Here is a 22419-nt window from a genome sequence, read left to right on the forward strand (position 1 = left end):
GTTCGGCATGTGGAAACCCATATTCGGGATCGGTCTGTTGCTGACCGGGATCGCCGGCTATGCGGCGACCGGCCGCGGAGATGCGGGCCGGGGCCGCGAGCTGGCGGAGCGGCAATGCGCGAATTGCCACGCCATCGGGGAAAGCGATGCGAGCCCGAACGCCGTCGCGCCGCCTTTCCGGGATCTCTACAGGCAGTATCCGGTCGACGCCTTGCGGCCCGCCTTCATGAAGGGCCTGGAAGTCGGCCACCGCGATATGCCGCGCTTCGTCCTGGCGCCTCAGCAAGTGACGGACGTCATCGCCTTCCTCCATGGCCTCAATCCCTGCGGCAAAGCGTCATCAGACAAGAAAGCCATGGCGCGGTGCTTCGCGCCTGCGGAGTAAGGGGCCCTTATAGCGCCCGCAACGCCCGCGCCGGTCGCACCGACATCAGCGGGATCGACCCCAGCAGCCCGATCCCCAGCGTCAGCACCGCGCCTGCGCCCAGAGTAGAGAGCACCAGCAGCCAATCCGGCGCCCAGTGAAAATCGAATATCCGCACGATCACGAACCAGGCCGCGCCCAGCCCCAACCCCAACGCCACCAGCGCCAGCACCCCAGCCAGCAGCGCATATTCGATGCTCTGCGCGCCCAATATCTGCCAACGGGTCGCGCCCACCGTCTTCAGGATCACGCTGTCATAGGCCCGCGCCTGCCGCGACGCCGCGATGGCGCCGATCAGCACCGCGATCCCTGCCAGGATCGCCACCGATCCCGCCAGCACGATCGCGGTCGACATCTGCCCCAGCAGCACTGTGACCTGCGCCACCACCTCTCCCACGGCGATGATCGATACGGAGGGGAAGGCCGCCAGCAGCGCGCGCGTCATCGCCCCTTCCGACGCGCCTTTCATCGTGATCGTCGCTGACAGGCTGTGCGGCGCGCCACGCAGCGTGTCGGGGGAGAAGACCATGATGTAATTGAAGCCCATCGTCTCCCAATTGACTTGCCGCAGGGAGGCGATGCGCGCCTCGATCTCGCGCCCGAGCACCGACACGGTGAGCGTGTCGCCAATGCCGACCCCCATCACCTCCGCCGCCTCGCGGTCGAGCGAGATCAGCGGCGGCCCGGCATAGTTTCGCGGCCACCATTGCCCCTTCACCAGCTCCGATCCCTCGGGCAGCGTCTCGCTATAGGTGACGCCCCGCTCGCCGCGCAGGAACCAGGCGCCTTCGGGCAGCGTCTTCAGGTCCGCCACCCGCTGCCCGCCATAGGCGACGATCGTTCCGCGCAGGGTCGGCACCATATTGACCTTCGCAGCCGGCGCTTCCTTGGCGACCAGCGCAAGGAACCGCTCCTTCGCGGCGATGGGAATGTCCAGCACGAACTGATCCGGCGCGGTGCGGGGCACGGTGTTGCGGATTTCGGCGCTGAGACTCGACTGGATCGCCGCCAGCGTCACGAACAGCGTCAGGCCCAGCCCCAGCGCCACCACCAGCGCCGAAGTCTGCGCGCCCGGCCGATGGAGATTGGCCACCGCCAGCCGGGCAAGCGGACGGCGCGGCGCGGGCAGTCGACGGGCGACGTGCCGGACCAGCAGCCCGATTCCGGTCAGCAGCGCCAGCATGGCCGCGACCGCGCCCAGCATCGCCGCCGCGAACCACGGTTCCCGCGCCGTGCCCAGCGCCAGCGCAAGGGCCGCCGTTCCCGCCGCGCCCACGGCGATCATGCTCGCCCGGTCGACGCCGCGCCGCCGGTCCACCATCTCGCGGAACAGGGCGGCGGCGGGCAGGGTCCGCGCATGGGCGAGCGGCGGCATGGTGAAAATGAAGGCGATCAACAACCCGTAAAGCGCGCTGGTGAAAAGAGGCCAGGGCGCGACGGCGAAGCCCGGCTGCACCGGCAATATGTACCGCATCGCCGTCACCAGCCCCAGCGGCAGCACGACGCCCGCCGCCAGCCCGCAGCCAATGGCTAGCATGGCCACCGCGCCGATCTGCATCAAATAGATACGAGCGATGTCGGCAGAGGAAGCGCCCAATATCTTCAACGTCGCGATGCCGTTGCGCTTGATCGCCAGATAGGAGGCGACCCCATTGCTGACCCCGATTCCCGCAATGGCGAGCGCGGCGAGGCCGATCAGCGAGAGGAACTGCCCCATCCGCTCCAGGAAACGGCTGGTCCCCGGCGCCGCGCCGTCGCGGTCCTTGATCTCGAACCCGGCAGAGGGGAAGGCACGCTGCAGCCGCTCGCCCGCCGCCCCGGCATCCCGGTCGGCACTCAGCCGGATGCGATATTTGCTCTCATACAGGCTGCCCGGCTGGATCAGGCCGGTGCGCCTGATACCTTCCATGGAGGTGAGCGCGACCGGACCCAGGGTAAAACCCTCGCCCACCCGGTCCGGCTCATCCGCGATGATGTCCCGAATGTGGAAGGTCGCCGCGCCATAGCGCAAGCCATCGCCCGGCTTCACGTCCAGCCGGTCCGCCAGCGCCTGTCCGATGACCAGCTCGTCGGCGCACGTCGGCCCGGTCCGGCCGCCTTTCAGCGTCAGTGCGCCGTAAAGCGGATAGGCCCCATCCACGCCCTTGAGTTCGGTCAACACGGCGGAGGGACCAGTGCCCTCACCCACCCGCTGCGCCATCGCCCGCAGCCTGATCGTCTCGCTCAAAACACCCTCGCGTCGGAAGGCCGCCTTCTCCGCCGCGCTCGCCTCGCGCTGGGACATCGCCACCTCGACATCGCCGCCCAGCAGCACCTGCCCCTTGCTCGCAATCTCGCCGGTGATCGCGGCGGTCAGCCCGCCGATGGTCGCCAGCGTCGCCACGCCGAGGAACAGGCAGATGAACAGCAGCCGCAGCCCCCGAAAGCCGCGATGCAGGTCGCGCCGCGCGATCCGCCAGCAGCCGCGCCAGCCCAGCGCAGTTTCGGGCCCCTTCACAGCCTCCGGTCCGCTACAATCAGACCATCGCGCATCTCCACGATGCGATCGCACCGCTCCGCCAGTCCGGGATCATGGGTGATGATCACCAGCGTGGCGCCATTCGCCGCCCGCCGGGCGAACAGCAGTTCGACGATCGACCCGCTGGTCGCGCCGTCCAGATTGCCGGTCGGCTCGTCCGCGAAGATGATGTCCGGCCCCGGCGCGACGGCGCGGGCGATGGCCACACGCTGCTGCTCGCCGCCCGAAAGCTGGGCCGGATAATGGTGCAGCCGGTGCCCCAACCCGACCGCCTCCAGCTCGCTCGCCGCGCGGGCAAAGGCGTCCCCGAAGCCCGCCAGTTCCAGCGGCACGGCGACATTTTCCACCGCCGTCATGGTCGGCAGCAGGTGAAAGCTCTGCAACACGATGCCCACGCGCCCGCGCCTCGCCCGCGCCAGCGCATCCTCGTCCAGCGGCCCATAATCGATCCCGGCGACTCGGACCTCGCCGCCGCTGGCGCGCTCCAGCCCCGACAATATCGCCATCAATGACGACTTGCCCGATCCCGACGGACCCAGGATCGCCAGGCTCTCGCCCCTGGGGATGGAAAGGTCGACGCCCTTCAAAATCGGCGTCGGCGCTTCGCGCGTGCCAAGCGAGAGGATGACATTGCGCGCTTCAATCGCAATATGGGAAAGGGTGGACGAACCGTGCATCAGCGAAAGGAACCCCATGAAGGCGGGAAGATGGTCGATATATGTGGGCGCCGTGGCGATTGTGCAATTGCTCACCGCCTGTTCGGGCGAACCAGCCGCCAGCAACAGCGCCGCCCCGTCCGCGCAGGCGCAAAATAGCGCCGCCCCGGTCGAAGATGGCAAGCTCGTCCTCGTCTTCGGCGACAGCCTCTATGCAGGCTATGGCGTGGCCCAGAATGAAAGCTTCCCCTTCCGCCTCGAACAGGCGCTGAAGGCCAAGGGTCTGGCGGTTCAGGTCCGCAATGCCGGGGTTTCAGGCGAAACCTCTTTGGGGGGCATGCAGCGCCTCGCCTTCACGCTCGACGGCCTGCCGCGCAAGCCCGACCTGCTGCTGCTCGACCTTGGCGGCAACGACATGTTGCGCGGTCTGGCGCCGGAGGACAGCGAAAAGAATCTGCGCGCCATATTGGACCAGCTCAAGCAGCGGCAGATCCCAGTGCTGCTCACCGGCATGCTGGCCGCGCCCAATATGGGCAAGGATTATGGCGCAAAGTTCGACGCCATCTATCCCCGGCTGGCCAAGGATTACAGCCTGCCGCTCTACCCCTTCTTCCTTGAAGGCGTGATCGGGAATCCCAAGCTGATGCAGGCCGATTCCATCCATCCCAATCCGGCCGGGGTGAACATCATCGTCGGCAAGATCGCGCCAGTCGTGACGGGTTTACTGAAGAAAAGCTGAGCGCACCGTGCTCCTGCGAAGGCAGGAGCCCAGTTCTACCGGCTGATCTGGGCTCCTGCCTTCGCAGGAGCACGGTGCGTTTTAGCCCCTCACCCAATCATCATCAGGCTGGCATTACCCCCGGCAGCCGTCGTGTTGATGGAGGTCGACACCTCCTCCAGCAGCCAGTCGAGCGGATACCCCCCATCCGCCCCCACCGCATGGACGCTGACGACCGGCCCCGGCAAGTCGGCCACTTCCTGAACCACCGCACCAATCCGCCCGGCACCCCCCTCAACCAGCACCGCCCCAAGCGGCCCGTCCGCCTGCGACGTGAAATGCGCCGCAATATGCGCAGGCAACCCCAACGGCAGCCTCATATCCCACAAAACCCCGCGATTGCCGGTCGCCAGCACCGCCGCCATCTGCTGCAACAACCCCTGCCGCGTCGCGGGCCGCATCCCGATCTGCCCACGCGGATGCAGCGCATAGAGGTTGCGCTCCCCCACCGGCCCCGGCAGCGCCATCTCCACCCCCAGCGCCGACGCATCGCCACAGCGCCGCGCCATGGCCGAAGCCTCCTCCTCGCCCTCCGCCGCCAGCCAGTCGGCAAAATCGCTGAGCGGCGACCGGAGCGAACCGGCCCGCTCGGCAAAGACCGGCGGCACCGCCACCAGCCGCCCCAGATAAAGCGGCCCGCCCGCCTTCGGCCCGGTACCCGACAGCCCCCGTCCGCCAAAGGGCTGCACGCCCACGATGGCGCCGATCACATTGCGGTTCACATAAAGATTGCCCGCCTTCACCCGCCCCGTCACCTGCGCAACGGTATCGTCCAGCCGCGTATGCAGCCCGAAGGTCAGGCCATAGCCGGTCGCATTGATCGCATCGACCAGCGCGTTCAACCCGGCGCGGGGAAAGCGGATGACATGCAGCACCGGCCCGAACACCTCGCGCTGCAATTGCGCGATGTCGTCGATCTCGATGATCGTCGGCGGCACGAAGCTGCCATGCGCGGTTTCCTGCGGCAGCGGCTGCTGTTCCACCGCGCAGCCCAGCGCCCGCATCGCCTCTATATGCCGCTCTATCCCTTCCTTCGCTTCGTCCGTGATGACCGGGCCTATGTCGACCGCCAGCCGGTCGGTCCGCCCGATGCGCAATTCCCTGAGCGCGCCCTTCAGCATCGCCAGCGTCCGGTCCGCCACATCCTCCTGCAAGCAGAGGATCCGCAGCGCCGAACAGCGCTGCCCCGCGCTGTCGAAGGCGGAGGCGATGACATCCGCCACCACCTGCTCCGCCAGCGCGGAGCTGTCGACAATCATCGCATTCTGCCCGCCCGTCTCCGCGATCAGCGGAATGGGCCTGCCCGAAGCGGAGAGGCGGGAGGCCAATTGCCGCTGGATCAGCCGCGCCACCTCAGTCGATCCAGTGAACAGCACGCCCGCAGTCTGCGGCGCCGCCACCAGCGCCGCGCCGATCTCGCCCGCGCCGGGCACAAGCTGCAACGCATCGCCCGGCACCCCAGCCTCATGCAGCAACCGCACCGCCTCCGCCGCGATCAGCGGGGTCTCCTCGGCAGGCTTGGCCAGCACCGCATTGCCCGCGACCAGCGCCGCCGCAACCTGCCCGCTGAAGATCGCCAGCGGGAAATTCCAGGGCGAAATGCACACGACCGGCCCCAAGGCGGTCTGCGCCGGGCCGAAGGCCGCCCGCGCCTGCGCCGCATAATAGCGCAGGAAATCGATCGCCTCCCGCACCTCCGCTATGGCGTTGGGCAGCGACTTGCCCGCTTCCCGCACGATCAGGCCCAGCAGGATCGGCATGCGCGCCTGCATCGCGTCGGCGGCCCGCTCCAGCATCGCGGCGCGCTCGGCCACCGGCACCTGCGCCCAGCCGCTTCCATCCGCGCGCATGACCGCCGCCCGCGCATGGTCCGCCGACGCCTCGAACACCGTCCCCACGACATCGCGCCGATTGGCGGGGTTCAGCACCAGCCGCGCCATGCCTTCCTCGCCCTCCGGCGCCGCCGTCCAATTGATTTGCATGCTTTCCGCCAACGCCTGCGCCAGCATCGCCAGCGCATTCTCGTCGCTAAGGTCGATTCCGTCCGAATTGCGCCGATCCGGATACAGTCCGGACGGCGGAGCAATCTCCGCATGCCGCGCCCCCGGATGCGGCATCCCCAGCACCTGCTCGACCGGGTCCGCGATCATCTCCTCCACCGGCACCGCCGGATCGGCAATGCGGTGCACGAAGGAACTGTTCGCGCCATTTTCCAGCAGACGCCGCACCAGATAGGCGAGCAGCGTCTCATGCGTGCCGACCGGCGCATAGATGCGGCAGGGCCGGTCGAGATTTCCCTTCCCCACCACCTGCTCGTACAGCGGCTCGCCCATGCCGTGCAGGCACTGATACTCATAGTCGCCCAGCGTGAAATCAGGCCCCGCCAGATGATGGACCGTCGCCAAAGTCTGCGCATTATGCGTCGCGAATTGCGGGAACACCCGGTCACGCGCCGCCAGCAGCTTCTTCGCGCAGGCGATATAGGCAACGTCCGTATGCAGCTTGCGCGTATAGACCGGGAAGTCCGCCATCCCATCGACCTGCGCCCGCTTGATCTCCGCGTCCCAATAGGCGCCCTTGACCAGCCGCACCATGATCCGCCGCCCGGCGCGCTGGGCCAGATCGACGATCCAGTCGATGACGAAGGGACAGCGCTTGCCATAGGCCTGCACCACGAAGCCCAGCCCGTTCCATCCCGCAAGCTCCGGGTCCAGCGCCAGACTCTCCAGCAGATCGAGCGACAATTCCAGCCGATCCGCCTCCTCCGCGTCGATATTGAGGCCGATGTCATAGCCCCTGGCAAGCAGCGCCAGTTGCTTCACGCGGGGCAGCAATTCCTCCATGACCCGCTCCGCCTGTGCGCGGGAATAGCGCGGATGCAGCGCCGACAGCTTGATCGAAATGCCCGGCCCGGCATAGACGCCGCGCCCGTCCGACGCCCGGCCGATGGCGTGGATCGCCTGCCGGTAATCCTCCAGATAGCGGGCCGCGTCCGCCGCCGTCGCCGCCGCCTCCCCCAGCATGTCATAGCTGTACTGGAAACCCTTGGCCTCTTCCGTCCGCGCCCGCTTCAGCGCTTCCCCGATGGTCTCGCCGGTCACGAACTGCTCGCCCATCATCCGCATGGCGAGGTCCACGCCGCGCCGGATCACCGGCTCGCCCAGCCGCGCCACCAGCCGGGTCAGAGCCGCGCCCAAGCCCCGGTCGTCCACGCTGCCGACCAGCTTGCCCGTCACCACCAGTCCCCAGGTCGCCGCATTGACGAACAGCGACTTGCCGCCGCCCAGGTGCCCGCCCCAGTCGCCGTCAGCGATCTTGTCGCGGATCAGCGCGTCGCGGGTCGCATCGTCGGGAATGCGCAGCAGCGCTTCGGCCAGGCACATCAGCGCCACGCCCTCCTGGCTGGAGAGCGAATATTCCTGCACCAGCGCCTCGACCCCGCTGCCTTTGCCATTGGCGCGCAGCGTCGTCACCAGCCTGCGCGCCATGTCGCGCACCCCCTGCCGCATCGCGTCGGGCAGCGCGGCGGCTTCCAGCAGGGGCGCCATGCACTCTGCTTCATCGCGGCGATAGGCGGCGGTGATGGCCTGGCGGAGCGGCGATTGCGGCCGGATGGCGGGGGCGAAATCGGTGAAGGGGGGCGGGTTCGTCATGCGCGCCATGATAGGGAAATCATGGCATGCAATCCGACTTATGAACAGCCGATAGTAAGGTGATATGACTTATTATTGTCCATTATTCCGGTAAATAGACCATATATTCGGGCATAAATGGACGAAAATCCGCCTACCATCAATCCTCGTCAATCAGGATGCGCACAGCCGCCCCGTCCGTATCCTCGAACTGGCCATTGCCCAGCGCCCAGAAAAAGGCCGCCAGCCCCAGCAGCCCCAATCCAAGCGCGATCGGAATCAACAGGCTGAGACCAGTCATTTCACAGCTCCTTTCAGGCGAAGCGCATTGGCGATCACGATCAGCGAGGATGTCGACATGGCGACCGCCGCGACCAGCGGCGTCACCTTCCCCGCTATGGCCAGCGGCACCGCCAGCACATTATAGCCGATCGCCAGCGCGAAATTCTGCTTCACCACGGCCACCGTCCGCCGCGCCGCATGCACGGTCAGCGCCACTGGCGCCAGCCTGTCGCCCAGGAACACGGCGTCGGCGGTAAGCTGGCTCGCATCGCTGGCGGAGGCGGGCGCCATGCTGGCATGACCCGCCGCCAGCGCCGGGCCGTCGTTCAGCCCGTCCCCGATCATCAGCACCTTCTCGCCATTGCCCTTCAACCGGCCGATCAGCGCCAGCTTGTCGGCGGGGCGCAGATGGCCGATGGCGGTGGTGCCGGTCGTCCGGGCGATCTCCTCCAGCGCGTCGGGGCGGTCGCCGCTGGCGATCAGTATCTTCAGCCCCATGCCACGCAGCACGTCCAGCGTGTCCGCCGCATCCGGTCGCAGCGCGTCGGTGAAGCTCAGCAGCATGGCCTGATCGCCGCGCCGATATTCCGCCGCCAGCCCGAACAGGTTGATCAGGCTGCGCGGACGCGCCAGCGACACGGCCACGCCCCCATAGTCCGCGAACACGCCCTCCCCCGCCACTTCGCGGACATTGTCGAGCGCGGCGGGCGTCACCCCCCGCGCCTCCAATGCTTGCCTCAAGGCTACGCTAAGCGGATGGCGGGACGCCCGCGACAGGGACAGCAGGATCGACCGGTCGTCGCGCCACAGACGGCGCAAACCCTGCGGCACCGGACGGCCCAGCGTCAGCGTGCCGGTCTTGTCGAACACCGCTTCGCTGACCTCCGCCAGCCGTTCCAGCGCCGACCCGTCCTTGACCAGCACGCCCCGCCGCATCAGCGCGCCACAGGCGACGATCTGCGCCGCCGGCACCGCCAGCCCCAGCGCGCAAGGGCAAGTGATCAGCAGCACGGCGACCGCGATCAGCAAGGCCTGATGCACGCCCGCCCCCGCGATCATCCACCCCGCGAAGGAGAGCGCCGCCAGCAGATGGACGCAGGGCGCATAGAGCCGCGCCGCCCGGTCGGCCAGCCGCACATAGCGCGACTTGCTCTGCCCCGCCTCCTCCATCAGCCGGGCGATGTCGGCAATAACGGTGTCAGGCCCCGCCGCCGTCACCTCCACCTGGATCGGCCCGTCGATATTGAGCGCACCCGCCTGCACATTATCGCCGGGATGCACGCGCACTGGGGCGCTTTCCCCCGTCAGGAAGGCGATGTCGAGGCCGCTTTCGCCCTCCACCACGCGCCCGTCGGCAGCCAGCCTTTCGCCCGCAGCCACCAATATCGTCACGCCCGGTCGCAGAGCGTCGGCGCGGGTCCAGCGGCTGCTCCCATCCGCCGCCAGCACCAGCGCGCCGGGCGCGGTCTGCTTGAGCAGCGCCGCCACCCCCGCCCGCGCCCGCCCACGCATCATGCTGTCGAGCGAACGCCCCGCCAGCAGGAAGAACAGCAGCATCACCGCCCCGTCGAACCAGGCATGGGCGCCGCCGGTCACGGTTTCATACAGGCTCATGCCCGTCGTCAGCAGCACGCCGATGCTGATCGGCACGTCCATATTGGTCCGCCCCTGCCGCAACGCCGCCCAGGCCGAACGGAAGAAGGGCTGGCCCGCATAGGCCACCGTCGGCAGGGCGATCAGCGCGGAGAGCCAGTGGAACATCTCCCGCGTCGCGCCCGCCGCCCCCGACCAGACCGACACCGACAGCAGCATGATGTTCATCGCTGCGAAGCCCGCCACCACCAGCGCGCGCGTCAGCCGCCTGCTTTCGGCCGCCGCGACATCCAGGCCCGCATCGGCCAGCGGCTCCGCCTCGAACCCCAGCGCGGCGATGGCGGCGCGCAGGTCGGGCGGAGTGAGGGCCGGATCGTGCCGGATGGCGACCCGCTTCGCCCCCATATTGACCCGCGCCGACACTATGCCGGGCTGGCGGGGAAGCCCCTCCTCGATCTTGGCGATGCAGCCGACGCAATGGATGCCGGGGACGGCGAACAGGCTTTCCGCTGTCTCCTCCGTTGCGGGATCGGGGATCAGCGCTTTCGTGGCCATCAGTCGACCTCCCTCAACAGATGTTCCTCGCGCCCGGTCAGGCGCAGATCGAAGCGGATTTGCCAGCGGCCCAGGGGCAAGGCGCGGTCGCTGGCGTAGACACCCGGCGCCATTTCGTGGAACGCCAGCGATAGGTCAGGCGCCCGCCCCAGCGGATGCTGCGCGACCGCCATCACGCCGCCGCCCGCCATCGGCGCCCCCTTTGCGTCGGTCAGGGTCAGGCGGACATGCCGCGCCGCATCCATCGTCACCTTATCCTGCCATCCCAGCCGCCGCTGTGCGCGGGCTTCGGCCAGCCAGCCATTGAATTTCTGGCTGGCGACATAGCTGTTTTCGACCACGGTGCCGCCGAAGGACCGCACCGCAATGGTCGCCATCAGCATGTTGACCGCGATCACCACGGCGAAGAACGCGACCAGGATCGCGGTCATGTGCCAGCCAGTGAAGCGGCGGATGGAGGATGGAGCAGGGGTCATGCTTCAGGGCCTTTCAAATCGGGCGGGTTCGCTGGCGCTGCCGCCTTCGCGATCCATGGCGCGCACAGTGAAGCGGAAATCCTGCCGCGCCGGGCCGCCGGACGGCAGCGTCAGGAAGAGGCGCAGTTTCGCCACCCTGTCGGCGGGCACGGTGGTCCGCACCGTCGTCGCAGCGGTTTCACGCGATCCCACGTCGGTCCACATCCTGCCGCCGGGCAGGCCGCTGAAGCCAACTTCCATCTGGCGGGGCCGCGCCTGCATGTTGCGCAGCTTGACCGTATAGGCGTTACGGATCGCGCCGTCGGACAGGCGCACGAAGATCGGGTTGCGGTCCTGCTGCGCGCTGATCTCCAGCCGCTCGCGTGCACCGAGCGCGAACAGCATGGCCGCGCCGATGCCGGCCCAGACCGCGAAATAGGCGATGGTGCGGGGCCGCAGCAGCGTCCTCAGCACCGGGCGCGGCGCGGCGCCTTTCTGCTCCGCCTCCGCATCGTCCTGCGTGCAATAATCGATCAGCCCGCGTGGCCGCCCGACCTGCGCCATCACCTTGTCGCAGGCATCGATGCAGAGCGCGCAGGTAATGCAGCCGATCTGCGGCCCTTCGCGAATGTCGATGCCGGTCGGGCAGACGGCGACGCACTGGTTGCAATCCACGCAGTCGCCAAACTCGCCCGGATGCGCCTGAGCCTTCTTCAGACTCCCGCGCTTCTCCCCGCGCCAATGCTTGTAGGTGACGATCAGCGATTTCTCATCCAGCATCGCGGTCTGGATGCGCGGCCAGGGACACATGTAGATGCACACCTGCTCCCGCATGAACCCGCCCAGCACGAAGGTCGTGGCGGTCAGCACGAAAGTCGTCGCATAGGCGACCGGCGCGGCGGTCCCGCTCCAGAACTCCCGTTGCAGCGTCGGGGCGTCCGCGAAATAGAATATCCATGCGCCCCCGGTGACGAAGGCGATCTCCAGCCAGACCGACCATTTGACGGTCCGCCGGGCGATCTTGGCCGCACCCCAGGGTGCCTTGGCGAGCCTCAACTGCGCATTGCGGTCGCCGTCGATGAAGCGTTCGACATGCTGGTAGAGGTCAGTCCAAACCGTCTGCGGACAGGCATAGCCGCACCAGGCCCGCCCCACCGCCGACGTGACGAGGAACAGCCCGATCCCCGCCATGATCAGCAGGCCCGCGACATAATAAAATTCCTGCGGCCAGATCTCGATCGCGAACATGTAGAAGCGGCGATGGGCGAGATCGACCAGCACCGCCTGATCGGGCGCATAAGGCCCCCGGTCCCAGCGCAGCCAGGGCGTGCCCCAATAGATGGCCAGCGTCACCGCCATGATCGCCCATTTCAGGCGGCGGTAGAAGCCGTCCACCGCCTTGGGATAGACGCCCTTGCGCTTTTCATAAAGCGAGGCGGAACCGGACATCAGCATGGCTTAGCGGCCCGCCCCCGCTGCTGCCGGGACAGTGGTCTCTCCACCGCCCAGGCTGTGCACATAGGCCGCCAGCATGCGGATGGTCGCCTTGTCCAGCTTGTCGTCCCAGCGCGGCATCACGCCATGGCGGCTGTTCCAGACGGTTTCACGGATCGTCCCCGCATCGCCGCCATAGAGCCAGATGGCATCGGTCAGATTGGGCGCGCCCAGGCTCCGGCTGCCCTTGCCCGCCGGGCCGTGGCAGACCCCGCAATTGTCGACAAAGACCTTGTCCCCCCGCCGCGATGCTGCACTTGGCCGGTCCTGCCCGCTGATCGTGCGGACATGCGCCACCACATCGTCGACCTGCGCCGCCGTCAGCAACTGATCCTTGCCGAAGGCGGGCATCAGCGACTGGCGCGAGGCATCATGGTTCGGGTTTCGGATGCCGTCGGTGACGGTCTTCTCGATCGTCGCCAGATCGCCGCCCCACAGCCAGTCGTCGTCATTGAGGTTGGGATAGCCCTTCGACCCTGCCGCGCCCGATCCATGGCACTGGACGCAATGGACGCGGAAGGCCGCCCGGCCACCCTCGACCGCCGCCTGCATCAGTTGCGGCTTGCCCGGCAGGGCGACGATCGGCGTCTGAGCGATCGCCAGCCGGATCGGCGCGATCTGCCTTTCCCGCGCCGCCAGTTCCTTTTCCAGCGCGCCCCGGCTCGACCAGCCGAACATCCCGCCGGTCGCCCGGTCGATCATCGGAATGGCCGGATAGGCAATCACATAACCGAGCGCGAACAGGATCGTCGCGTAGAAGGTCCAGAGCCACCAGCGCGGCAGCGGCGTGTCCAGTTCCTGGATGCCGTCCCATTCATGATGCTTGATCTCCGTCCCGGTGGCGGGATCGATGCGCTTTTCGTCAGCCATGGTCGGCCTCCGTTTGGTCCTCGAAGATGGCGAGCGCGGCTTCCGCGCTGCGCTGTCGTCCATGGGGCAGGAAGTGCCAGCCGATGAGGGTCACATAGACCAGCCCCATGAACACCAGCCCCCAGCTATCGGCAAAATGCCGCAAGGCGTCATAGCTCATCTCTCGACCTCTTGCGGTTTCGCGCTATCCACATCGACCAGCGTGCCCAGCATCTGGAGATAGGCGACCAGCGCATCCATCTCGGTCAGCTTGGCCGGATCGCCGTCGAAATCGCGGGCCTGCGCCTTGGGATAGCGCTTGACGAGGTCGCTGCTGTCCGCATCGGGATCGGCCTGGGCTTTCAGGTCGTCATTGGCCTTGGCGATGTCGTCCTTGCTGTACGGAACGCCGACATCGTTAAGCGCGGTCAGATCCTTGCGCATGTCGGGCAGCTTCAGTTCGCGCTCGGCCAGGAAGGCATAGCCCGGCATGATCGATTCCGGCACAACCGCGCGCGGGTCTTTCAGATGCTGGACATGCCATTCATCCGAATATCTGCCGCCCACGCGGGCCAGATCCGGCCCGGTGCGCTTCGATCCCCATTGGAAGGGATGATCGTACATGCTCTCGGCCGCGAGGCTGTAATGGCCGTAGCGTTCCGTCTCGTCCCGGAAAGGACGGATCATCTGGCTATGACAATTATAGCAGCCCTCGCGGATGTAGATGTTCCGTCCCGCCAGCTCCAGCGGCGTATAGGGACGCACGCCCTCCACCTTCTCGATCGTATTGTCGATCCAGAAAAGCGGCGCGATCTCCACTATGCCGCCGATGGCGACGACGATGAGAGACGCGATACCCAGCAGGGAGACATTCCGCTCCAGCCTGCCATGGTCGAAGAATTTGCTCTTGGTCTTGCTTGCCATGTCCGAATACTCCTTCAGGCAGGCTGGGTGACGAGCGGCCGGTCGGCGTCGGCGTCATAGGCGGCGTCGTTCATCGGCTTTTCCTCGCGCAGCGGGCTGCCCGCGATGGTCTTGCCGATGTTCCAGGCCATGATGATCGCGCCGCTCAGGTACATGAGGCCACCCGCCGCCCGGATCAGGTACATGGGGAACATGGCGCTCACGACTTCGGAGAAGGCGTAGACGAGATAGCCGTCGCTACCATATTCCCGCCACATCAGCCCCTGCATGATGCCCGCGACCCACATCGACGCGGCGTAGAGCACGATCCCCAGCGTCGCCAGCCAGAAGTGCCAGTTCACCAGGCGAAGACTGTACAGCCGCTCGCGCTTCCACAGTCGTGGCGTCAGATAATAGAGGCAGGCGAAGGTGATCAGCCCGTTCCACCCCAGCGCACCACTATGCACATGGCCGATGGTCCAGTCGGTATAATGGCTGAGACTGTTGACCGCCTTCACCGACATCATCGGACCTTCGAAAGTCGACATGCCATAGAATGCCAGCGCCATCACCATCATGCGGATGATCGGATCGGTGCGGATGCGGTCCCAGGCGCCGTTCAGCGTCATCAACCCGTTGATCATCCCGCCCCAGCTCGGCATCCACAACATGACCGAGAAGACCATGCCCAAAGTCTGCGCCCAGTCGGGCAGCGCGGTATAGTGGAGATGGTGCGGCCCCGCCCAGATATAGAGGAAGATCAGCGACCAGAAGTGGATGATCGACAGGCGATAGCTATAGACCGGCCGCTCGGCCTGCTTGGGCACGAAATAATACATCATGGCCAGGAAGCCCGCGGTCAGGAAGAAACCGACCGCATTATGCCCGTACCACCACTGCGTCAGCGCATCCTGCACGCCCGCGAAGGCGCTGTAGCTCTTGGAACCGAGCAGGCTGACCGGCATGGAAAGATTGTTGACGATGTGCAGCATCGCGATCGTCAGGATGAAACTCAGGTAAAACCAGTTCGCCACATAGATATGCGGTTCGCTGCGGCGCAAGATGGTGCCGCCGAACACGACCAGATAGGCGACCCAGACGATGGTCAGCCACAGGTCGACATACCATTCCGGCTCGGCATATTCCTTGCCCTCGGTAATGCCCAGCAGATAGCCGGTCGCCGCGAGCACGATGAAAAACTGATAGCCCCAGAAGACGAACCGCGCGAGCGCCGGAAAGGCCAGCCGCGCCCGGCAGGTCCGCTGCACGACATAAAAGCTGGTGGCGATCAGCGCATTGCCGCCAAAGGCGAAGATCACGGCGGAGGTATGCAACGGCCTGAGCCGCCCGAAGCTGGTATATTCAAGCCCCAGGTTCAGCGCTGGAAAGGCGAGTTGAAGCGCGATGTACAGCCCCGCGAGAAAGCCCGCCAGACCCCAGAAGACGGTCGCGATCACGCCCCAGCGGATCGGATCGTCGTCATATTTCCCCTGGCTTTCGGGCATCTTCAGCAGCCCGCGCGTGATCGCCTCATAATCGGCATGCCGCATCGTCAGCACGGCCACGGCCAGCGCGGCGGCGCACACGATCCCCATATGCACGGCAAAGCCGAAGTCCGCCGCCGCCAGCGCCGCCAGAAAGGCCAGCGTCGCGAGCGCGAACCAGCCGCCCGTCTTCCAAACCAGTTGCTCCATAGCCAACTCGCTTTTTAAATGATTTCCCCGTCAAAGGCTTTGCGGCGTCCTTCGCTGCGGAACCGCCCTTCTGCATTGACCTCTGTCAAAGCCGGCGTCGTAGGTATGTAGGGGAATGTCCGTAGGGCGGCACGCCCCCCTTTTTCCGTCATCCCCGCGAAGGCGGGGATCCATCTCCCAACGATGCAGATAGCCTTAGCGTCAGGGAAATGAATCCCCGCCTCCGCAGGAACGACGTCATGAAATAAAGGCCCGGGGACTCACTCCCCCTCGGCCATGCCTTCCAGCCGATCGGCATCGACGATGCGCACGCCCCGTCGCCCGGAAAGCGCAATCACACCCAACCGCTTCAAATCGCTGATCTGGCGGGAAACCGTCTCGATGGTCAGCCCCAGCACATCGGCTATCTGCTGCCGCGACAGGGGCAGTTCGATCACCCCGTCCCGGTCCGCCCGCAGCCGCCGGTGCATATCGAGCAGCAAGGTCGCCACCTTCTCCCGCGCATTCTTCCGCCCCAGCAGCAGCATCCACGCCCGGGTCCGGTCGAGATCGTCCAGCGTCCGCTGCAACAACCGATGCTCCAGCGCCGGATGTTCGCGCGCGAAGCCGTCGAAGGCGCCCCTCGGATAGAGGCACAGCCGCGCATCGGTCAGCGCCGTGACGCTATGCGGCGTCCGCGCGCCGAAGGGGCGGCCGATGAAATCCGATGCATAGACGACACCGACGATCTGCTCGCGCCCGTCGCCGGTGGAGGTGGACAGCTTCAGCGTCCCCTCGATCACATTGGCGACCAGCGTGGAGCTGTCGCCTTCCCACATCACGGTCTGCCCAGCTTGCAGCGACACCCGCCGCCCGATCCGGTTCAGCGCCACGCGCTGCTGTTCGTCAAGGTCGGCGCAGATCGCCTGATCGCGCACCTCGCACCGGTCGCAATATTGCCCGCCACAGCCCTTGGCCGGCGGCGCCGCCGCCATGACGAAGGCCGCATCGTCCTGCGCCTTTTGCGCCAGATCAAATCGCATATCCATGCGCCGATCCATGCCGCCGCCGCACGCCGCAACCTATCCGTAATTGTCCCTACGAGGCGAAAGTGGGTGGTTGGCGGACCGTCCGCTGCTTGAAGCAAAACGTGCTCCTGCGAAGGCAGGAGCCCAGTTCAGACGGTTCGAGGACACACTGAGGGCAGGACTGGGCTCCTGCCCGCGCAGGAGCACGTCGCTCTTAGTGGCGGCAATTGGCCAAAGCCGCCACCCCACCCCATCAGAACTTCATCCCCACACCCACACCGAAGACGAAGGGATCAAGCTCCAGCTTCACCCTCTGCACGCCTGCAGCAGCGGTCGACAGCCGCGCCGTGGTATCGATGTCGATATATTTGACGTCCAAATTCAAAAACATCCGCTCGTTAAGGTCAATGTCGACCCCGACCTGCCCCGCCCAGCCAAAACTGTCGGACATATGCACCTTGGTCGCGCCCACCGCGCCCTCCAGCGCGTTCGACGCCTTCTCATTATAGAATAGCGTATAGTTCACGCCCGCGCCGACATAGGGCCTGATCTTCCCTTCGGGCAGGAAATGATATTGCGCCGTCAGCGTCGGCGGCAGCACCCAGGTCGATGCAAGCCTGCCGATACCCCCGGTCGTGCCGGCCTGCCCGCTCGCGCTATGCTTGGTGGTCGCGGCGATCAGCTCGAAACCGATATGGTCGGTCGCCATATAGGTGACATCGACTTCCGGCATCACGCTGTTGTCGACCTTCACCTTCTCACCCGGAAAGGCGGGCAGCACGCTCCCGCTCTTCTCGTTGGGCGCGACCATGATGCCGCGCAGCCGCAGCAGCACATCGCCCTGCGCCGCCTGGGCAGGCGCGGCCAGAACAGCACAACCGGCAACCGCGCCCAGCAGGATCGTCTTGATGGTCATGTCCTTGAAACTCCATCCCTGTTGTCAGTGGCGCCCTTCTGCCGCGCCGCGACACGCCCGGCATTGATCCCGCGCAACCGGCAATTTGACCTGCCTCAATGCCGGAAACCGCCATCCATATGATCAGGTACGGGAGCTCCATATGCGTCGATCATGTCACCGAATTTCACGGCATCGGCGGTTTCCAGCCCTCACGAGCCGCTGCACGGATTCGCCCTCAAAGTCGATTTGCCGGGGGCGACCCGTCATGATCCGCGTCTAAAGATCGAATGCCACCACGCTTGTCGAGATGTTTCTGCTCCGCACGGCATCCATCAACGGCTGCCTTCCGGTGTCCACCGCCGTAACGAAGAGGCGGCTTTCAGCGTCATCGACACAGCAGGCGATAGGACTGAGATGGCCGACCGACAGCGAAGTCAGTACCTGGCCGTCACGAATGAGGCAGACGGCGTTATTTTCAAGTGTCGCCACCCAGATGCCGTTCTTCGTGGCGCAGATTCCGTCAGGCTTGATCGGTCGCGCCAGCAGCGCAGTCAGATCCGCGTAAAGCCTCTTGTCATGAAGCCCGCCCTCTTCATCAACGCTGAAGCAGCAGAGGCGCTCGCCTCCGCTTTCCGCCACGACAAGCGTCTTGCCCTCGTCCTGGAAAGCAAGCCCGTTGGGAAAGTCCAGATTTTCGGCGGCGACCCTGGCCGTTCCGTCCCGGCCGACGAACAGAAGGCGTCCGGGCCGTGGTGCTTCGCCCTTGGGAAGAGAATAAGCGACATCGTCCACATAGAGATTGCCTCTGGCGTCACCGACCATGTCACCCAGCGGGCCGGGGTTCAGATGGCCAAGGTCAACAAAGGCTTCCCAGCCCGATCCGTTCCAGAGTCCGATGCGCTGTTCATTCATCATGGCTCCGACCAGACGGCCATCGGGCAGGAACCATAGGCCATTGGACACCGATCGGGTCTCATGAGCGGTCCAGACGCCATTCGCATCGGTCCAGAGCTTCCCTCCCTGCGTGTCCGACAGCCACAATGCGCCATTGTGCCAGCGCGGACCTTCCCCCCACATCATTCCAGAAGCGTAGAGTTTCAACCCAACCTCCCTTATCGCAGCGTTTCCGTCAGCTTCCGCACCATGTCATCGACCTCGGATGCCGACGAACATATGCCAAGAAGGTAGCGGTCGGGGCGAAGGAACATCACGGAACCGCCCAGCCCACCTATGGCGTCCCGCACCGCCTTGCTATCGTCGGCCACCACGACGGCGTCGAGGTCGCGCAACAAGGCCGTGGTGGACGCGGAAAGCCCGGACAACACGGCCGGATCGCCCACAAGCGCGAAATTATACCCGACATGGTAATCGAGCAGTCTCCCATCCGCCAGCACGGGCTGGGGCGATAATTCCCCTCCCGCGATCGCGGTGGCCATGTGCAGCCCTCCGCCCACATGCGGCCTCGCCTGCGTGTGATCGAACTGCTGCCCTTTCATGGCCGCCAGTTCTGCTTGTGTGGCGGTGGCCATCCATTTCAGATTGTCGCCAATTTCTCCAGCGATCCTCGTCAGCGCATGGGCATGCGGATAGCGGTCGGCAAAATAGCTGTCCAGCAGCGCATCAGACGAACGCCCATGCACCACGCGCTCCAGTTTCCAGGCCAGATTCACCGCGTCGCGGATCGCGGTACAGACACCCTGGCCCAGAAAGGGAGGCGCGCGATGGGCCGCATCGCCCGCGATCAGGACCCGCCCTTTCCGCCATTGACAGGCAACCAGAGAATGGAAATGGTAGATGTGCGCCCGCAGAAGATCATAATCCTCCCTGGCGAACCACTTTGCGATGAACCGCTCGATCGCTTCCGGGCTTCCCACCGCCGCCTCATCGAGATCATCGGGGATCGAGAATTCGAAACGCTTCATATTCTTGGCCATGGGCACGAAGGTGATCGTCTCCTCGGCCGTCACCTTCGTCCACGAGTCCTTGGAAAGATCGGCGCCCAGCCCCTCATGCAATTGAATGTCGCAGATCATCCAGCGCTGCGGCTCGGCCAGTTGCTCCATTTCGAACCCGAGCAAGTCGCGCACGAAGGAGTTCGCGCCATCGGCGCCCACCGCATAATCCACGACGACATGCCGGACCCGATCGGGAGATGCCGAATTGCCATCCTTGAAACTTATGCGAACGCCGTCGGCTACCTCCTCAACATTGGTCACCTCGCAATTGAGCTTTATCGCCGCGCCGCGCTCCGCCGCCTTCTTGCGGAGATAGCGTTCGATATCGGGCTGAAAGAAGAAATAGTCGCTCAGATAACCCTGGGGCGTGCGGTCCCGGGTCATCTCGGTGAAACCGCCGACCACCTCGTCCATGGCGTTGTAGACATAATAATTGTTCGAAGCTTCGATCGCATCCGGTATATCGTCGATGACCCCGACCGCCTGGAAGTTCCGCATCGTTTCATCATCGGCGTGGGCGGCCCGTGGAATTCCCAGAACGTCCGGCCATTTGTCGAACACGACGACATTCACGCCCTTTTGAAGCAGAAGCTCGACGAGAACGGCGGCGCACGCGCCATAGCCTATGATTCCGACGTCATATCGATCGGTCATGTATTTCAATCTTTCTGCATATATTTGCTGTGATGGAGATGATGATCAGTCTTTTGTATTCAGCCGCGTGAAACTATCCGAAAGGGGAGGAGACCAGATCGAGAGGATGTCATCCTCGATCGAAACCGTGACGGCTTCATGATCATCGTTTACCAGATCGCCGTCGAAGCAATGTTCGAGCTTGTTACCGAACGGGTCTCGCCAATAATCGAATATCTCGCTCCCCATTATATGGCGGCCGATTCCCCAATCATGGACATGGCCGGCGGCTTTGAGATGCTGATGGCCCAGCATCAGGTCGTCCCAGTCCAGCGTCACGAAGCCGGCATGGTCGATCGCGCTTTCGGGGTAGCGCATGATCGCCACGGTGTGATGGTCGGTATAGGCGTTGCCAAGGCCGCAATGCAAGAATATGGCAACGGCTTCGCCGCCCTCGCCCGCGGTGATGACGTCGGAAATCTTCATCCCCAGGATCGTCTGGTAAAAGGACAAGGCCTCTTCGAAATTCGGACCGGCCAGCACGGCATGTTCGAGCCGGACGACATGGGACGGCCCGCGCATTGGGCGCTGATATATGCCGCGACGCTCGCTCGACCGGGAATCATTGAGCGTCAACGGCGCCCGGATCGGCAGCGGGTCCGCCTGGGGCATGCCGTAAACTATGTCCACTCTCAGGCCGTTAGGATCGACAAGCGTCGCGCGCTTGCCGCCCTGATGTTCCGGAGCAGCGCACAGCTCCACGCCCGCGGCATCCGCAATGGCGCGCAGATCGTCGAGGCTGGCGGCTTGCAGGCCGATACCGAAGCCGCGCCTTTCCGATCCGATTTCCGTGATGTGGAGAACCGGTTCTTGTCCGGCGCCCCGCATCCATAGTTCCTTGTCGGTTCGACGCGACAGCACCAGGCCAAAGTCTTCAAGAAACCCCTGCATGACATCCAGATCGGGCGCTGAATAGCGTACATATTTAATGCCGGAGACTATTCCCATGGGATACTTCCCCTCCATTGCGCGAAACCTAGTGGCGCCCATATTTTGATCGTTCTTGCATTGGCGTTCCGGCGCAGCGCCCGGCGATCACATGGCTGAACGATCATTTATCCAGCCTCGGGGAAAAGGACGCGATTGCGCAACACGCCGATACCCTCGACCTCCAGCTCGACGACGTCGCCGTGCGCAAGACGCTTGTCGAGTTCGAGACCGCAACCGCCCAGCACAGTACCGGAACCGATGATCTCTCCCGCGAAAAGCTCCTTGCCCCGGCTGAATTGCACCAAGGCATCTTCGAAACGATGGTGCATGCTCGACGTCGTGCCGCTCGACCAGATCTCGCCATTGATGCTGGCGGTCATCCGCAGCTTATACGGGTCCGCGAACTCGTCGATCGTCGCGATGCAGGGGCCGAAGGAGTTGGCGAAGTCCTTGCCCTCTCCGGGGCCGAGATTGGCCTCCATGAAGGGAATCTGCAGATCGCGGGCAGACCAGTCGTTGAAGATCGTGAAGCCGAAGATATGCGCGCGCGCATCGGCGGGATCGATGTCGCGGCCGCCCCTGCCGACGACACAGGCCCATTCCAGCTCATAGTCCGCCCAACCGGGCTGGACCGGCCACACTATGTCATCCTTATGCCCATGGACGTGCAGATGATCGGCATTGTAATAGATGACCTGCTTGTAGAACTGATCGTTCAGCCAACGCCCGTCTTTACCCTGCGGCTGAGGCGCGGCGCTGCCGGCCGCCTCCGCTTGCGCCCTCGCAATCTTTCCGACGGAGATTTCCATATGCTCCAGGAATAGGCAGCAATCCCGGAATCTCACCGGTCGCGGCAAGGGCGCGAGCAGTTTGGCGTCCGTGACAAGGGCCTCTTCCGGCATCGCTTCCACCAGCGCCTGCACCATCGCCAGCCCCTTGTCACCGGCGTCGATCAACGCCTGCATCGACTGAGGGCAATCCATGCGGCCCAGGATGACGGCCGCCTTTTCAACGTCGATGATCAGATCGCCGGCGATCGCGCCGAGCTTGGCCGCCCCGCCCATCGAAAATGTGACAAGCTTCATGATGATGATCCCAAATTA

19 protein-coding genes are annotated in these 22419 nt (G+C 65.2%); 2 read left to right on the forward strand and 17 right to left on the reverse strand.

Annotation, left to right across the window (positions count from 1 at the left end; translation table 11 throughout):
- Positions 1-7: 7 nt before the first annotated feature.
- Positions 8-385 (forward strand): cytochrome c, encoded by a 378-nt coding sequence (locus tag HUK72_RS17395; protein WP_176598068.1) that lies wholly within the window; start codon positions 8-10, stop codon positions 383-385.
- A 7-nt stretch (positions 386-392) separates the two neighbouring features.
- Here the strand turns inward: HUK72_RS17395 and HUK72_RS17400 are convergent, their stop codons facing one another.
- Complete coding sequence (locus HUK72_RS17400; RefSeq protein ID WP_176598069.1) at positions 393-2921, reverse strand: FtsX-like permease family protein; 2529 nt, start codon at positions 2919-2921, stop codon at positions 393-395.
- Positions 2918-3637 carry an ABC transporter ATP-binding protein gene (locus HUK72_RS17405; RefSeq protein ID WP_255325844.1) on the reverse strand — a complete coding sequence of 240 codons (720 nt, stop codon included), beginning with the start codon at positions 3635-3637 and terminating at the stop codon, positions 2918-2920. Before HUK72_RS17405 ends, HUK72_RS17400 begins: the two co-directional genes overlap by 4 nt.
- Between HUK72_RS17405 and HUK72_RS17410 the strand changes: the two genes are divergently transcribed.
- Complete coding sequence (locus HUK72_RS17410; protein WP_176598071.1) at positions 3636-4337, forward strand: arylesterase; 702 nt, start codon at positions 3636-3638, stop codon at positions 4335-4337. The genes HUK72_RS17405 and HUK72_RS17410 overlap by 2 nt on opposite strands.
- Positions 4338-4426: 89 nt before the next feature.
- Here HUK72_RS17410 and putA read toward each other — a convergent pair whose 3' ends face one another.
- The 15 genes from putA to HUK72_RS17485 form a co-directional block, all read right to left on the reverse strand.
- Positions 4427-8029, reverse strand: coding sequence for a trifunctional transcriptional regulator/proline dehydrogenase/L-glutamate gamma-semialdehyde dehydrogenase (gene putA / locus HUK72_RS17415; protein WP_176598858.1), 3603 nt, complete (start codon positions 8027-8029; stop codon positions 4427-4429).
- A 139-nt stretch (positions 8030-8168) separates the two neighbouring features.
- A complete protein-coding gene (gene ccoS / locus HUK72_RS17420; RefSeq protein ID WP_007688161.1) occupies positions 8169-8309 on the reverse strand; it encodes a cbb3-type cytochrome oxidase assembly protein CcoS in 141 nt (46 codons plus the stop codon).
- The gene (locus tag HUK72_RS17425; RefSeq protein ID WP_176598072.1) at positions 8306-10438 is read right to left on the reverse strand and encodes a cation-translocating P-type ATPase; all 2133 of its coding nucleotides are present in this window, start codon (positions 10436-10438) and stop codon (positions 8306-8308) included. The genes ccoS and HUK72_RS17425 overlap by 4 nt, the downstream gene beginning before the upstream one ends.
- Complete coding sequence (locus HUK72_RS17430; RefSeq protein ID WP_176598073.1) at positions 10438-10914, reverse strand: FixH family protein; 477 nt, start codon at positions 10912-10914, stop codon at positions 10438-10440. The genes HUK72_RS17425 and HUK72_RS17430 overlap by 1 nt, the downstream gene beginning before the upstream one ends.
- A gap of 3 nt (positions 10915-10917) precedes the next feature.
- Positions 10918-12348 carry a cytochrome c oxidase accessory protein CcoG gene (ccoG, locus tag HUK72_RS17435; RefSeq protein ID WP_176598074.1) on the reverse strand — a complete coding sequence of 477 codons (1431 nt, stop codon included), beginning with the start codon at positions 12346-12348 and terminating at the stop codon, positions 10918-10920.
- A 3-nt stretch (positions 12349-12351) separates the two neighbouring features.
- The gene (ccoP, locus tag HUK72_RS17440; RefSeq protein WP_176598075.1) at positions 12352-13257 is read right to left on the reverse strand and encodes a cytochrome-c oxidase, cbb3-type subunit III; all 906 of its coding nucleotides are present in this window, start codon (positions 13255-13257) and stop codon (positions 12352-12354) included.
- Entirely contained in the window at positions 13250-13417 is a 168-nt protein-coding gene (locus HUK72_RS17445; protein ID WP_066562242.1) for a cbb3-type cytochrome c oxidase subunit 3, read from the reverse strand. The genes ccoP and HUK72_RS17445 overlap by 8 nt, the downstream gene beginning before the upstream one ends.
- Complete coding sequence (gene ccoO, locus HUK72_RS17450; RefSeq protein WP_176598076.1) at positions 13414-14160, reverse strand: cytochrome-c oxidase, cbb3-type subunit II; 747 nt, start codon at positions 14158-14160, stop codon at positions 13414-13416. The genes HUK72_RS17445 and ccoO overlap by 4 nt, the downstream gene beginning before the upstream one ends.
- 14 nt (positions 14161-14174) lie before the next feature.
- Positions 14175-15833 carry a cytochrome-c oxidase, cbb3-type subunit I gene (ccoN, locus tag HUK72_RS17455; RefSeq protein WP_176598077.1) on the reverse strand — a complete coding sequence of 553 codons (1659 nt, stop codon included), beginning with the start codon at positions 15831-15833 and terminating at the stop codon, positions 14175-14177.
- 260 nt (positions 15834-16093) lie between these two features.
- Entirely contained in the window at positions 16094-16861 is a 768-nt protein-coding gene (locus HUK72_RS17460) for a Crp/Fnr family transcriptional regulator (protein WP_176598078.1), read from the reverse strand.
- Between the two features lie 232 nt (positions 16862-17093).
- Positions 17094-17756 (reverse strand): OmpW family protein, encoded by a 663-nt coding sequence (locus tag HUK72_RS17465; protein ID WP_176598079.1) that lies wholly within the window; start codon positions 17754-17756, stop codon positions 17094-17096.
- 258 nt (positions 17757-18014) lie between these two features.
- On the reverse strand, positions 18015-18839 hold the full coding sequence (locus HUK72_RS17470; protein ID WP_176598080.1) for an SMP-30/gluconolactonase/LRE family protein: 825 nt from the start codon (positions 18837-18839) through the stop codon (positions 18015-18017).
- Between the two features lie 11 nt (positions 18840-18850).
- Positions 18851-20347: an FAD-dependent monooxygenase gene (locus HUK72_RS17475; protein ID WP_176598081.1), complete on the reverse strand. Its 1497-nt coding sequence runs from the start codon at positions 20345-20347 to the stop codon at positions 18851-18853.
- A gap of 45 nt (positions 20348-20392) precedes the next feature.
- Positions 20393-21334 carry a VOC family protein gene (locus HUK72_RS17480; RefSeq protein ID WP_176598082.1) on the reverse strand — a complete coding sequence of 314 codons (942 nt, stop codon included), beginning with the start codon at positions 21332-21334 and terminating at the stop codon, positions 20393-20395.
- 107 nt (positions 21335-21441) lie between these two features.
- Positions 21442-22401: a fumarylacetoacetate hydrolase family protein gene (locus HUK72_RS17485; RefSeq protein WP_176598083.1), complete on the reverse strand. Its 960-nt coding sequence runs from the start codon at positions 22399-22401 to the stop codon at positions 21442-21444.
- Positions 22402-22419 lie beyond the last annotated feature (18 nt).

The sequence above is a fragment of the Sphingobium sp. 15-1 genome (assembly GCF_013375535.1).
In the GTDB taxonomy this organism is placed as follows: Bacteria; Pseudomonadota; Alphaproteobacteria; order Sphingomonadales; family Sphingomonadaceae; genus Sphingobium; species Sphingobium aromaticivastans.